This is a genomic window from Pantoea sp. SO10 (assembly GCF_005281435.1).
Lineage (GTDB): Bacteria > Pseudomonadota > Gammaproteobacteria > Enterobacterales > Enterobacteriaceae > Pantoea > Pantoea leporis.
In genome coordinates this window covers 1,326,549-1,339,930 of sequence record NZ_CP040095.1, presented here as the reverse complement: position 1 = coordinate 1,339,930, position 13,382 = coordinate 1,326,549, and the positions used below count along the sequence as shown (strand labels likewise).

The window sequence follows — 13,382 nt, the reverse complement described above, 5'->3', positions numbered from 1 at the left end:
ACTGAAACTATAGGAATGAAGGTGTAAAACTTTGGCGCTAACGATAAGCGTTTTTGCAGATGAGCTTAACAACACAACGCACAATCTGTAGCGGCGTAATCTATTGCGCATCCAGCAGAATCTGCAATGGGCAATAGATTGCGCCGCTACGGTATGTGCGTGCTTTAAATCCAGTTATTCATTATTCGCGGTCAAACCTGACTTCTGCTTTTTGTACGCCAGCGCAGCGGCCGGAACCGGTGCGGCTTTGCCGGTTTCCAGCCAGTCGCGCAGGCGGTTGGCATCGGCGAAATGGGTGTATTTACCAAAGGCATCCAGCACCACCAGCGCCACCGGACGGTTGTTGATCACCGTGCGCATCACCAGACAGTGCCCGGCTTCATCGGTATAACCGGTTTTGGTCAGCTGGATGCGCCAGTCGTTTTTGTACACCAGATGATTGGTGTTACGGAACGGCAGCGCGTAGCTCGGATGTTTGAATACGGCGGTGTCTTCTTTGGTGGTGCTCAGTTCGCCAATCAGCGGGTACTGTCGCGTGGCTTTCAACAGCTTGACCAGATCTTCCGCGCTGGAAACGTTCTGAATCGACAGGCCCGTCGGCTCGACATAGCGCGTGTGCGTCATGCCAAGTGAGCGTGCTTTGGCGTTCATGGCGCGAATAAACGCATCGTAACCGCCCGGATAGTGATGCGCCAGGCTGGCGGCAGCGCGGTTTTCCGAGGACATCAGCGCCAGTAGCAGCATGTTGCGGCGGCTAATTTCGCTGTTCAGTTTGACGCGGGAGAACACGCCGCGCATCTCAGCGGTATGGCTGATATCCACCGACAGCATTTCATCCATCGGCAGTTTGGCATCCAACACCACCATCGCCGTCATCACTTTGGTGAGTGAGGCGATCGGACGTACGCGGTTAGGATGGCTGGAAAACAGCACTTTGTTGTTTTCCAGATCGACAATCATGGCACTGCCGGAGGCGATTTGCGGTTGTGCAATCGGCGCCAGGTTTGCGAGTGCCGCCGGCGCAGCGAGCGCGGGCGTTATAGCGGCTGGCGCGGCGACAAACAGCGCCAGCGACAGCAAGGAAATACGCATTTTTGCAGACATCGTGTCAAAAAAATCCGGTCAGGAGTTTTGCGCTGTGTTGAGACACAGGCCGCCCGCAACAATCCAGACGGGATGCGGGCTGGCAGCAGTATCATACGCACTTACTTGAGAAATTTCTTATTGAGATTGTTTCCGGGCGTTAAAAAGGTCGCCATGAATGACGACCTTACGAGGTGAGTGCGTGTTGCGGGAAGGTCGCCATTGATGCCGACCAGGCCTTCCTCAGAACAATCGTGGCCCGTAACCCCACAGAACCACCGTCAGCGCCAGCAGCACTTCAAACACCAGCACACCAATCGCCAATGTCGATCCGGAGAAGCGCAAGCTCTCATCACGGTCGATGCTCAGGAACACCGGGATGCCGACGTAAAGCAGATAACCGGTGTAAACCAGCGCCATCGCGCCCACCAGCACGCACAGCCACACCAGCGGATAGAGCGCCACCAGCCCGCTAAGAAACAGCGGCGTGGCCACATAGCCGGCAAACACCGTACAGCGCTGCAAGCTGGGACGCTGCGGATAGTTACGCGCCATCCAGTGGATCACGCGGCCCATTACCGCCACGCCGCCGAGGATAATCAGATAGAACAGAATGCCGAGACCGATACCGGTCAGTAGATTGAGTTGTACGAACTGCCCTTCGCCCAGATTCCAGCCCAGCTGCGTGGTACCGATAAAGGCGCAGATCACCGGGATCGCCGCCATTAGCAGAACATGATGGGTGTAATGGTGCGAAACGCTCTCATTTTCCTGTTTAATATCGCGCATTTCCTGACCTGGATGCGCCAGTAAACCCCAGACATGATTCATACATTTACTCCTTTGCTGCGATGGGCTGCCCTTACAGCCAACGGCCTGATCAACGGAGGCAGCGTTAGCTCAAGTATAATCGTCGTCGCCGTTTTTGCGGGGCGCCACACAAATTAAGCCGCTGGTATACACTAATAGCGATTTCACACTTTGCAGGGAGGATAATTTGCATCTCGATATCAATGGATTAATCACCCAATACGGTTATCTGGCGCTGCTGATTGGTTGTATTGCCGAAGGGGAAACGTTCACGTTGTTGGGCGGTGTGGCGGCGCATGAAGGCTTATTGCACTTCAGCGGCGTGGTGCTGGCGGCGATGATCGGCGGCATTATTGGCGATCAGCTGCTGTTCTGGCTGGGACGCCGTTATGGCACGCGCATTTTGCGCCGTTTCAGTAAACATCAGGAAACAATTGGCAAGGCTAAGCGGCTAATTCAAAAACACCCGAGCCTGTTCGTGATTGGCGTGCGCTTTATGTACGGCTTCCGCATTGTCGGACCGATCATTATTGGCACCAGCCGCCTCAAGCCGCTGCGTTTCTTCATTCTGAACGTGGTTGGTGCGGCGCTGTGGGCGCTGATCTTTGTCTCGCTTGGCTACTTTGCCGGACAGATTGTCGCGCCGTGGCTGCACAAGATCGATCAGCACCTCAAGCCGCTATTGTGGCTGGCGGCGGCGGTGATTTTTGGCATCGTCTTGCGTTACATCATTCGCCACTGGAATCACCGCCGCGCCGGTTGATTACGAGTGGTACCCCTTAAACTGCGGATTGGCCAACATAAAACCACCGTCGACAATAAACGATTGTCCGGTGGTATAAGTTGCCCACTCCGAACAGAGCCATGCCACTAAACTCGCCACTTCACGCGTATCGCCGGGACGCCCAATCGGGATTTCCGGCATACGTCGTCCTTGCTGGTCATCTTTCATATCGTTCATCGCCGTGGCAATTGCGCCCGGTGCGACCGCGTTCACCAGAATATGGTGCGGTAAGAGACTCAGCGCCATCGATTTGGTCAAGCCGCCGAGCGCATGTTTGGCAGCGGTATAGGCGGTGGCATCCGGCAGCGGCGTGTGTTCATGCACCGACGTAATATTGATGATGCGTCCGCCGTCGCCCTGATCAACCATATGGCGCGCGGCAATCTGCCCGCAAAGAAACGCGCCATCGACATCCACGTTGAACACTTTGCGCCAATCCTCAAAGGTGACATCGAGAAAGTCGGCTTTGGTCATCACGCCGGCATTACACACCAATACGTCAATGCGCCCCAGCGAGTTGATCAGCTGCGTCAGTTGCTGAGCGCCAGCTTGCGGATCGGAGAGGTCAACCTGCCGCACCTGCGCCTGCTGTCCACGACTTTCCACCATGCGCGCGGTTTCCTGGGCGCCCTCTTCATCCGAACTCCAGGTGATGCCCAGCGTATAACCCGCTTCGGCCAGCATCACCGCACAGCTGCGACCAATGCCTGAACTGGATCCGGTAACCACAGCGACTTTCTGTTTTCCTAAGCTCATAACATTCTCCTGATTGAGGGTGTCTTTACAGTATAGAAGTTATCCTTCTGTGCCTCGGGGCCGCCGAATCTGCCGTTTCGTCTATAGTTAACAATTACCTACGGCAAAGGGGGCACGATGAGCGAGATTAAACGCAGAATAGACGACCATGGCGTGATTGGTGATTTACGCACCTGCGCACTGATTGCTAACGATGGCACCATCGATTATCTCTGCTGGCCGGCGCTTGATAGCCCGTCAATTTTCGCCGCGCTACTGGACAGCGATGAGGCCGGCCTGTTCTCCCTCGCGCCGGACTGGAAAAATGCCCGCCAGCAACAGCTCTATTTACCGGATACCAATATTCTGCAAACCCGCTGGCTGGATGACGCGGGCGTGGCAGAGATCACCGATTACATGCCGATCTGCGATGAGCAGAGCAAAGTGCCGCGTATCGTGCGCCGCGTAAAGATGGTACGCGGCACCGCCACCTTTCATCTGCTGTGTGCGCCACGTCACGATTACGCGCGCGCCGAAACCACCACCGAACTGCGGCCCGGCGGTATCGCCTTCCTTGCGTCGGGACAACCGGCGTTGCGCCTCAGCGCTTCGGTGGTGATGACGCGCGAGAATCACAGCGCGGTGGCGGAATTCACTCTGAAAGCCGGGGAAACCGCTGAATTTGTCTTTGGTAACGATGACGATCCTAACGTGGCCACCATCGCCACCGAGCACTGTTTCCACGACACGCTGGAGTACTGGCGACGCTGGAGCAGCCACAGTTCCTACCGCGGCCGCTGGCAGGAGATGGTGACGCGTTCAGCGCTGGCACTGAAGTTACTCACTTCGCATCAGCACGGTTCCATCGCCGCCGCCGCTACTTTCGGCTTACCCGAAGAGTTGGGCGGCGAGCGCAACTGGGATTATCGCGCCTCGTGGATCCGCGATGCCTCATTCAGCATGTACGCGCTGATGCGCCTAGGCTACACCGAAGAAGCGCGCGACTTTACCAAATGGGTCGGCCGCTGCGTCGAGCACAGCCACGACGACACGCCGCATCTGCAAGTGATGTATCGCCTCGACAGCGGCACCGAGCTACACGAAACCGAGCTGCTCAATCTTTCCGGCTACGCCAATTCACGTCCGGTGCGCATCGGCAATGATGCCTGGCGCCAGACGCAGCTCGATATTTACGGCGAACTGATGGATGCCATTTATCTCGCCAACAAATATGGCGAAGCGATTTCGCATCGCGGCTGGAAGTACGTCTCCGATATGATCGATTACGTCTGCGTGAACTGGAATCAGCCCGATGCCGGAATCTGGGAGATGCGCGGCGAGCCGGAACATTTCCTGCATTCACGCCTGATGTGTTGGGTCGCGCTCGATCGCGCACTGCGCCTTGGCCTGAAACGTTCGCTGCCGATGCCGTACGACCGCTGGGATAAGGTGCGCAGCGAGATCCGCGACGATATCTGGCAGAACTTCTGGAACCCGGAGCTGGGCCATTTCACCGCGACGCGCGGCGGCAATTTCCTGGATGCTTCGATGCTGCTGATGCCGCTGGTGCGCTTTGTCAGCTCCACCGATCCCGACTGGATTTCGACGCTGGACGCAATTAAAACGCATCTGGTGAGCGACGGTTTAGTCCGACGCTATAACATTCACGAGACGCCTGCCGATGCTTTAACCGGCGGAGAAGGATCTTTCGGTGCCTGCTCATTCTGGTATGTGGAGTGTCTGGCGCGAGCGGGTCGCGTACATGAGGCGCATTTTGAGTTTGAAAAGCTGCTGAGTTACGCCAATCCGCTTGGTTTGTACGCCGAAGAGTTCACCTCACACGGCGAAGCGTTGGGTAACATGCCGCAGGCGTTGACGCATCTGGCGTTAATCAGTGCCGCTTTTTTCCTCAATCGTAAACTGAGTAATGAAGTGACGCTGTGGCAGCCGTAAAAATTCACATTTTGGGCTGCGGATCGAAGGGAATTGTCGGGTAAAGACAAGGAATTGCGTAAAGTATATGCAGCCAGTAAAAATCCTGATTTCCATCAATGCGCCAATGCACATATAATGCGCAGCGGGTCATACTGACCACGATGGATTCGACACACTGACAAGCCTGAAACATGGCCATAACGACTTGAAAAACATGAAAATGAGCATTCGCGCGTTCGCTTCACTCGCCCTCGCACTGGCGGCGTTCAGCCAGTCGGCATTTGCAGTAGTCTATCCGCTGCCGCCGGCTAACAGCCGTCTGATCGGCGAAAACATTGAAATCACTGTCCCTGATGACAGCAAACTTCCGCTGGAAGCCTTTGCTGCACAGTATCAGATGGGCCTCAGCAATATGCTGGAAGCCAATCCGGGCGTTGACGTTTATCTGCCAAAAGCTGGCACTAAAATGATCATCCCACAGCAGCTGATTCTGCCTGACGCGCCGCGTGAAGGCATCGTGATCAACAGCGCTGAGATGCGTCTTTACTACTACCCGAAAGGCACCAAGACCGTGGTCGTGCTGCCAATCGGTATCGGCGAGCTGGGTAAAGATACGCCGGTCAACTGGACGACCAAGGTTGAGCGTAAGAAAGATGGCCCAACCTGGACACCAACCAAAGCGATGCACGCAGAATATGCGGCACGCGGCGAGAGCATTCCTGCGGTGTTCCCGGCGGGTCCGGATAACCCGATGGGCCTGCACGCGCTCTATATCGGCCGTCTGTATGCGATTCACGGCACTAACGCCAACTTCGGTATCGGCCTGCGCGTAAGCCACGGCTGTGTGCGTCTGCGTGCTGACGACATCAAATGGCTGTTCGACAACGTGCCGGTTGGTACGCGCGTACAGTTCATCGATCAGCCGGTGAAAGCCACCGTTGAGCCAGATGGTTCGCGCTACGTGGAAGTACACAATCCGCTGTCGACCACCGAAGAGCAGTTCAATTCACGCGAAGTGGTGCCGATCAACCTGACTTCCGCTGTGACCAAAGTGATTGCCGATGCCAGCACCAACCAGGATGCGGTCAACAACGCTATCCAGGCGCGTAACGGTATGCCGATCAAAATCAACGGTCCAGCTGGCGAAGTGCAGCCAGCACCGGTGCCGGTTCAGGAGTCTTCTGACGCATTGCCGAAAGAAGAGCCAATGACGCCGCAAGGTATCAACGGCGCAGCGCCAGCAGCGCAGCCGGCCACCAGCCTGTAATCGCGCGTTAAGACGCGCAATAAATTGCGCCGCTACAGATACATGCACCTACCGTAGCGGCGCGATTCATCGCGCAACGTTCATCAATCACGCGGTCGTCGAAACGCCAGCCAACCCGCCACCAGGGTAAACGCAAGCACTACCAACACCAGCAGCAAAAAGCCGTGCGGATTATTCGCCAGCGGAATTCCGCCCACGTTCATGCCAAAAAATCCCGCCACGATATTGATCGGTAACGCCAGCACGGTAATCACCGTCAGCAAAAACAGCGTGCGGTTGCTCTGCTCCATCAATCGTGCGGCAATCTCTTCCTGCAGCAAACGAATCCGCTCCATCAAACTCGCCAAATCATTCAGCGCCACGCTGAACTCTTCGGTGAAAATTCGCAGCTCGCCCAGGGGTTCACGCTTTAGCCATTTGGGCGGACGATTCAGCAAGCGGAACAGCGCCGCTGGTTCCGGTGCCAGCAAACGCTGCACGCGCAGCAGCATACGACGCAGTTGTCCCAGCTCACTGCGATTGGTTTTGATCGCCGCACTCAGCAAGCGCTCTTCAATCGCATCCACCGCCTGACTGGAACGCCGCACCACTTGCTCCAGCTGCGCTTCCTGCTCGCCAAGCAGCCACAGCAGCATCGCATCCGGCTCGGCGAACTTCAGTTCATTCATCTGCTGATGCATGCGTTCGATCATGCCAACCGGGCGAAAACGCGCGGTGACCACCACACGCGGGCAGCACCACATCCACAACGTGGCGTTCTGCGTGCTGCGCTCCTCTTTACTGAAGGTGACGTCATTGAGTACCGCCAGCAGCGCATCGTTTTGCTGGGCTAAACGGGTGCGCGGCGAAGCAGAATGTATCTCGTCGAAAAAATCGTGGTCTACGCCAAAGTGGTCCTGAACCCAGCGTTCAGCACGCGCGTGATTAAGGTTGATGTGCAGCCAGATAAAGGTCGACTCCGGCAGCTGCTGCTGCGCCAGCTGTGCCGCTTCGCGTGCATTGAGCCGCTGTGGCAGCGACGCGGGCGTAAACAGATAACCATGAATCAGTCCGGCGACGTCGTTATTGAAGTCCGGCAGCGAGGCGAGCGGTAGTACGGGCTGGAGCATTAGCAGGTCATTCCCGAGCGGTCAGATCCACAGCGTGCGACAGGGATGTTGCAGCAAGATGACACCGGGCGTGCGCCATCATCATTCTGTCATACAAACCACGTATCACACTGCCATTAACGGGTGCCGTTCGAGCATCGTGATTTAACACTGAGGTGTTTTATGGCTGAAAACAGTTTACCTGCATCGACCTCCTCGTCCCACAGCGGACGCCCGAACCTTAACCGCGGCAACGGCCCTGCCTCACGTCTGATCTTTGTACTGTTGCTGATCGCTGGCCTGCTGTATGCCGGCATCAACCTGTTTAATGACGTTGAAGAGACCGGTGCGCCGGTCACCAGCTACACACCGTTCCTGCTGCTCGGCGTGGCGCTGATCATTGCGCTCGGTTTTGAATTTGTGAACGGTTTCCACGATACCGCCAACGCCGTCGCCACGGTGATCTACACCCATTCGCTGTCGCCGGGCGTGGCGGTGATGTGGTCCGGTTTCTGTAACTTTTTGGGCGTGCTGCTCTCCAGCGGCGTGGTGGCGTTCGGCATCATCTCGCTGCTGCCGGTGGAGTTGATTCTGCAAGCGGGCAGCGGCCACGGGTTTGCCATGGTCTATGCGCTGCTGTTCTCGGCGATTATCTGGAACCTCGGCACCTGGTATTTTGGTTTACCGGCCTCCTCTTCGCATACGCTGATCGGTTCGATTATCGGCGTTGGCGTGGCGAACGCCTTGCTGCATGGCCGCAGCGGTACCAGCGGCGTGGATTGGGATCAGGCAATTAAAGTCGGTTACGCATTGCTGCTGTCGCCGATTGTCGGCTTCGTCTGCGCCGCACTGCTGCTGCTGGCGATGAAAGCCTTTATCCGCAATCGCCAGCTGTATGAAGCGCCGAAGGGCAACCAGCCGCCGCCGGTGTGGATTCGCGGCTTGCTGATCCTCACCTGCACCGGCGTCTCTTTCGCGCACGGCTCGAATGACGGACAGAAAGGCATGGGCCTAATCATGCTGATTCTGGTCGGCACCATGCCAATTGCCTACGCGTTGAACCGCTCGCTGCCGCCGGAGCAGATTCCGCGCGTCGCCGCCTTAACTCAGGTGACGGAACAGCAGCTGCTGACGCTGCAACCGGCGCCTGCCGCCATGCCCGCGCCGCGCGAGGTGCTGACCGAATTCGTGCGCACCAGCCAGACTCGTCCACAGGTGTTGCCGGCGCTCGGCATGATGCTGGGCGATATCGGCGACCAGATTCGTCGCTACGGCGCAGTGGAGAATATCCCGGCGCAGGCGGTGACCAACACGCGAAACGACATGTATCTGGCCTCCGAAACCATTAAGCATCTGCAAAGCGCCAAAGTAGCGCTGCCGGAAGAGACCGCGCGCAACCTGGCGGCGGTGAAGAAAGAGCTGGATGCCGCCACGCGCTTTATCCCGATGTGGGTGAAAGTGGTGGTGGCGATAGCGCTGGGTCTCGGCACCCTGGTTGGCTGGCGTCGCATTGTGGTGACGGTGGGCGAACGCATCGGCAAAACCCATCTGACCTACGCGCAAGGTGCCAGCGCTGAGCTGGTAGCGATGGCGACCATCGGCGCGGCCGACGCGTTTGGCCTGCCGGTTTCTACTACCCATGTGCTCTCATCCGGCGTCGCCGGTACGATGGCCGCTAACCGTTCAGGTCTGCAACTCGCCACCATCCGCAATCTGGCGATGGCGTGGGTGCTGACGCTGCCGGTGTCCGTGTTACTTTCGGGACTGCTTTACGCCCTGTTTATCCACTTTTAACTGCGGTAAACAACGGCGGCGCACGGGGGTTTGCCGATGAAGCGTTATTCACTCAGCGCTTGCGCGGCCGTCTGCCGGCCGTGTTGCTGGTGCAGACGCAGCGTGATGGCAAACGCGCCCAGCACCATCAGCGCCGCCGCCAGATAGACCGATTGCATGCCCCAATGCCCAATCAGCAAGCCCGCCACCGGACCAGTTAATCCCAGTCCTAAATCGAGAAACGCCGAATAGGTGCCGAGTGCCGAACCCTGATCCTGCTGCTGTACACGCTTCACCGCTTCCACGCCCAGCGCCGGGAACACCAGCGAGAAACCGCCGCCGGTGAGAAACGCGCCCAAATCCACCAGCCAGATGCTGTCGGCCTGCCAAATCAGCAGCAGTCCGGCACACTCCAGCACGAATGACACCAGCGACACCTTCAGGCCACCGAAACGCGTGATGTAGCGACCAAAACCGAGGCGCACAATCACAAAGCCGAGGCTGAACAGCGTCAGCGCGAACGCCGCACCGCTCCAGTCGCGGCTGGCGAAATAGAGCGTGATAAAGGTGGAAATTACGCCGAAACCGATGGTGCCAAAGCCAAGCGCCAGCCCAAACATCCACACGCGGCTGACCACGCGATGAAACGGAATGCGCACGCCGGCGGAGACGCTGACACCCGCTTTGCGACTCGCCATCCAGAATCCGGCAACGCCCATGATCGCCACCAAACCAGCAAAGCCGCTGATGCCAAACCACTGATTCAGCAGCACACCGAGCGGCGCACCAATCGCCATGGCGAAATAGGTGGCTACGCCGTTCCACGAGATCACCCGCGCGGTTTGCAGCGGACCGACAATGTTCATGCCCCACAGCGTCGATCCGGTACTGCTGAAGCTTTCGCCCACGCCGAGGAACAAGCGCCCCGCCGCCAGCAGCGCCAGGCTCAGCAGCGGCATGTCGCTGCACAGCGCGGCGATAATCGACAACACGCCGCTCATGCCGCAGAACACCAATCCCATCATCACCACGCGCTTCGGACCAAAGCGATCCGCCAGACGACCGGAGTGCGGGCGGCTTAATAACGTAGCGAAATATTGCAGGCTGATGATTAATCCGGCGATAAACGAGCTGAATCCAAGCTGGTTATGCACGAATCCCGGCAACACCGCGAGCGGCAAACCCACCGAAAGGTAGCAAAAGAAGGTGAAAACAATGACGGAGAGAATACGTTTATTTAACTGAGCGTTACTCAGTACAGCGGCGTCAGACATGGAAAGTGGCGTCGGGAACGGTGATGAAAATGGACAATAACTATAACCTTAGCCTGCTAAGAGATCGCGACTTTTTTAGTTATAAAGTACTAACAGATTGGAGGAAATAATGAGCACACATCCGGTCTTTCATATGGCGCAATAAATCGCGCTGCTACGAAATGTGCGTATTGGTGATTATGCGATGATACGTGTGGCATGTCGGTCAATTGCATCAGCAATATCGGCGGAAACGCGCAAGGTGCGCACTTCGCTGAACAAGCCGTCGGCTTGGTGATACGCCTTGCGCAGGTAGCCAAGCCACTGCTTGATGCGCGCCACGTGATACATGCCGGTATCGCCCTGCTTTTCCAGCTGAGTGTACTTCAGCAACAAGGCAACCACGTCGGGCCACGCCATCGGCGCTTCGTTGTACTTCACCACGCGCGCCAGATTCGGCACGTTGAGCGCGCCGCGCCCTATCATCACCGCATCGCAGCCGGTAATGCGCATGCAATCCTGCGCGTCCTGCCAGTTCCAGATCTCACCGTTGGCGATCACCGGAATGCGCAGACGCTGGCGGATTTCGCCAATCGCCTGCCAGTTAATGCTTTCGGCGCGATAACCGTCTTCTTTAGTACGACCGTGCACCACCAGCTCGCTGGCACCAGCTTGCTGCACCGCATCGGCAATCTCAAAACGACGATCGCCAGAATCCCAGCCCAACCGCACTTTCACCGTCACCGGCAGATGATCCGGCACCGCTTCACGCATCGCTTTCGCGCCGCGATAGATCAGTTCGGGATCTTTCAGCAAGGTGGCACCGCCGCCGCTGCCGTTGACCAGCTTCGACGGACAGCCGCAGTTGAGATCAACGCCCCAGGAACCGAGTTCTACCGCGCGCGCGGCGTTCTCGGCCAGCCACTCGGGGTATTGCCCGAGCAGCTGCATGCGAACGCGCGTGCCTGACGGCGTGCGGCTGTGGTTATGCAGCTCAGGACACAAACGATAGAAGGATTTTACCGGCAGCAGCTGATCGACCACGCGCAAAAACTCGGTCACGCACAAGTCATAATCATTCACCCCGGAGAGCAGCTCACGCACCAGCGAATCAAGCACGCCCTCCATCGGCGCCAGCAACACCCTCATGACGTTAGGCGTTCCCGGTTTTCTTCGGCGCCGGACGACGACGACCGCTGTTGGCGGCTGGCGCAGCCTGGCTTGCGCCCTGCGCTGGACGACGCGCGGAACGCGCTTCACCCTGCGGACGTGGCGCATTGCCGCTGTGCGGGCGAGAAACGTTGCCGCCCTGACCGCGACCCTGGCCTTGACCACGTCCACCTTGACCGCGACCGCCGCCCTGCTGCTGACGACCGTTCTGGATTGGCTCGGCTTTGATGCTGGGATCGACTTCGAAACCAGGCAGCTCGATGCGCGGGATTTCACGCTTCAGCAGACGCTCAATGTCACGCAGCAGTTTGTGTTCATCAACACACACCAGCGACAGTGCCGCGCCGGTAGCAGCCGCACGGCCGGTACGACCAATACGGTGCACGTAATCTTCCGCCACGTTTGGCAGCTCGTAGTTCACCACGTGTGGCAGCTCTTCGATATCCAGACCACGCGCCGCGATGTCGGTCGCGACCAGCACGCGAATGCCGCCGGATTTGAAGTCAGCCAATGCACGGGTGCGCGCGCCCTGGCTCTTGTTGCCGTGGATCGCGGCGGCGGTGATGCCGTCTTTGTTCAGCTGCTCAGCCAGATGATTGGCGCCGTGTTTGGTACGGGTGAACACCAGCACTTGCTGCCAGTTATCACGACCAATCATCAGCGACAGCAGTTCCCGCTTGCGCTTCTTATCCACGAAATGCACTTGCTGTGAAACTTGCTCAGAGGCGGTGTTACGACGCGCAACTTCAACCTGTTCTGGGTTGGTAAGCAGTTTTTCCGCCAGCGTTTTGATCTCGTCAGAGAAGGTGGCAGAGAACAGCAGGTTCTGACGCTTAGCAGGCAGACGCGCCAGCACGCGACGGATGTCGTGGATGAAGCCCATATCGAGCATACGATCCGCTTCATCCAGCACGAGGATTTCAACCTGTGACAGATCAACTGCGTTCTGGTGCGCCAGATCGAGCAGACGGCCCGGTGTCGCCACCAGCACGTCAACGCCGCCGCGCAGTTTCATCATCTGCGGGTTGATGCTCACGCCGCCAAATACCACCAGCGAACGGATATCGAGATATTGGCTGTACTCACGCACGTTCTCGCCAACCTGAGCCGCCAGTTCGCGGGTCGGAGTCAGGATCAACGCACGCACCGGACGGCGGCCACGCGCCGTGGACGGTTTTGCAGTCAGACGCTGCACCAACGGCAGCGTAAAGCCGGCGGTTTTACCGGTGCCGGTTTGGGCGCTCGCCAGCAGGTCACGACCAGCCAGCACCACAGGAATGGCCTGACGCTGAATCGGCGTCGGCTCTTGGTAGCCTTGTTCTGCTACCGCACGCAAAATATCGGCACTTAAGCCGAGAGAGTCAAATGACATGCAGGTGTATTACTCCGAACCGTCCTGACCGCCGTAGGCGATGTAGTTTTCAGGAGGGATATGACGCAAGCGCGGGGCTCACGTGTGAAAAGGGCACAAACTACCATGCGTA

Annotated in this window: 11 protein-coding genes; 4 read left to right on the top strand and 7 right to left on the bottom strand. The window is 57.8% G+C overall.

Features of this window, described 5'->3' with window-relative positions:
- Positions 1-174 precede the first annotated feature (174 nt).
- Complete coding sequence (gene pbpG / locus FCN45_RS06200; RefSeq protein ID WP_137385419.1) at positions 175-1,104, bottom strand: D-alanyl-D-alanine endopeptidase; 930 nt, start codon at positions 1,102-1,104, stop codon at positions 175-177.
- A 222-nt stretch (positions 1,105-1,326) separates the two neighbouring features.
- Positions 1,327-1,914 carry a Yip1 family protein gene (locus FCN45_RS06195; RefSeq protein WP_101763159.1) on the bottom strand — a complete coding sequence of 196 codons (588 nt, stop codon included), beginning with the start codon at positions 1,912-1,914 and terminating at the stop codon, positions 1,327-1,329.
- A gap of 166 nt (positions 1,915-2,080) precedes the next feature.
- Here FCN45_RS06195 and FCN45_RS06190 point away from each other — a divergent pair, with 166 nt between their 5' ends.
- Complete coding sequence (locus FCN45_RS06190; protein ID WP_137385418.1) at positions 2,081-2,656, top strand: DedA family protein; 576 nt, start codon at positions 2,081-2,083, stop codon at positions 2,654-2,656.
- Here FCN45_RS06190 and FCN45_RS06185 read toward each other — a convergent pair whose 3' ends face one another.
- Positions 2,657-3,433, bottom strand: coding sequence for an SDR family oxidoreductase (locus FCN45_RS06185; protein WP_110865774.1), 777 nt, complete (start codon positions 3,431-3,433; stop codon positions 2,657-2,659).
- A gap of 117 nt (positions 3,434-3,550) precedes the next feature.
- Between FCN45_RS06185 and FCN45_RS06180 the strand changes: the two genes are divergently transcribed.
- Both FCN45_RS06180 and FCN45_RS06175 read left to right on the top strand, forming a co-directional pair.
- Positions 3,551-5,365, top strand: coding sequence for a glycoside hydrolase family 15 protein (locus tag FCN45_RS06180; protein ID WP_137385417.1), 1,815 nt, complete (start codon positions 3,551-3,553; stop codon positions 5,363-5,365).
- Positions 5,366-5,561: 196 nt separating this feature from the next.
- Positions 5,562-6,614 carry a L,D-transpeptidase family protein gene (locus FCN45_RS06175; protein ID WP_101763163.1) on the top strand — a complete coding sequence of 351 codons (1,053 nt, stop codon included), beginning with the start codon at positions 5,562-5,564 and terminating at the stop codon, positions 6,612-6,614.
- Positions 6,615-6,697: 83 nt separating this feature from the next.
- On the opposite strand, the gene FCN45_RS06170 is transcribed toward FCN45_RS06175, so the two are convergent.
- Entirely contained in the window at positions 6,698-7,723 is a 1,026-nt protein-coding gene (locus tag FCN45_RS06170; protein WP_110865772.1) for a transporter, read from the bottom strand.
- Between the two features lie 162 nt (positions 7,724-7,885).
- On the opposite strand from FCN45_RS06170, the gene FCN45_RS06165 reads away from it, so the two are divergent.
- Positions 7,886-9,496 carry an inorganic phosphate transporter gene (locus tag FCN45_RS06165; protein WP_137385416.1) on the top strand — a complete coding sequence of 537 codons (1,611 nt, stop codon included), beginning with the start codon at positions 7,886-7,888 and terminating at the stop codon, positions 9,494-9,496.
- A gap of 44 nt (positions 9,497-9,540) precedes the next feature.
- Here the strand turns inward: FCN45_RS06165 and FCN45_RS06160 are convergent, their stop codons facing one another.
- The 3 genes from FCN45_RS06160 to rhlE form a co-directional block, all read right to left on the bottom strand.
- Positions 9,541-10,749: an MFS transporter gene (locus FCN45_RS06160; RefSeq protein ID WP_101763166.1), complete on the bottom strand. Its 1,209-nt coding sequence runs from the start codon at positions 10,747-10,749 to the stop codon at positions 9,541-9,543.
- Positions 10,750-10,926: 177 nt separating this feature from the next.
- Positions 10,927-11,877: a tRNA dihydrouridine(16) synthase DusC gene (gene dusC / locus FCN45_RS06155; protein WP_137385415.1), complete on the bottom strand. Its 951-nt coding sequence runs from the start codon at positions 11,875-11,877 to the stop codon at positions 10,927-10,929.
- A 4-nt stretch (positions 11,878-11,881) separates the two neighbouring features.
- The gene (gene rhlE / locus FCN45_RS06150; protein ID WP_137385414.1) at positions 11,882-13,270 is read right to left on the bottom strand and encodes an ATP-dependent RNA helicase RhlE; all 1,389 of its coding nucleotides are present in this window, start codon (positions 13,268-13,270) and stop codon (positions 11,882-11,884) included.
- Positions 13,271-13,382: the final 112 nt, after the last annotated feature.

Excerpts from the sequence above, each read along its gene's own strand:
- pbpG (WP_137385419.1), bottom strand. The coding sequence starts at position 1,104 with ATGTCTGCAAAAATGCGTATTTCCTTGCTGTCGCTGGCGCTGTTTGTC.
- FCN45_RS06195 (WP_101763159.1), bottom strand. The coding sequence starts at position 1,914 with ATGAATCATGTCTGGGGTTTACTGGCGCATCCAGGTCAGGAAATGCGC.
- FCN45_RS06185 (WP_110865774.1), bottom strand. The coding sequence starts at position 3,433 with ATGAGCTTAGGAAAACAGAAAGTCGCTGTGGTTACCGGATCCAGTTCA.
- FCN45_RS06180 (WP_137385417.1), top strand. The coding sequence starts at position 3,551 with ATGAGCGAGATTAAACGCAGAATAGACGACCATGGCGTGATTGGTGAT.
- FCN45_RS06175 (WP_101763163.1), top strand. The coding sequence starts at position 5,562 with ATGAAAATGAGCATTCGCGCGTTCGCTTCACTCGCCCTCGCACTGGCG.
- FCN45_RS06170 (WP_110865772.1), bottom strand. The coding sequence starts at position 7,723 with ATGCTCCAGCCCGTACTACCGCTCGCCTCGCTGCCGGACTTCAATAAC.
- FCN45_RS06165 (WP_137385416.1), top strand. The coding sequence starts at position 7,886 with ATGGCTGAAAACAGTTTACCTGCATCGACCTCCTCGTCCCACAGCGGA.
- FCN45_RS06160 (WP_101763166.1), bottom strand. The coding sequence starts at position 10,749 with ATGTCTGACGCCGCTGTACTGAGTAACGCTCAGTTAAATAAACGTATT.
- dusC (WP_137385415.1), bottom strand. The coding sequence starts at position 11,877 with ATGAGGGTGTTGCTGGCGCCGATGGAGGGCGTGCTTGATTCGCTGGTG.
- rhlE (WP_137385414.1), bottom strand. The coding sequence starts at position 13,270 with ATGTCATTTGACTCTCTCGGCTTAAGTGCCGATATTTTGCGTGCGGTA.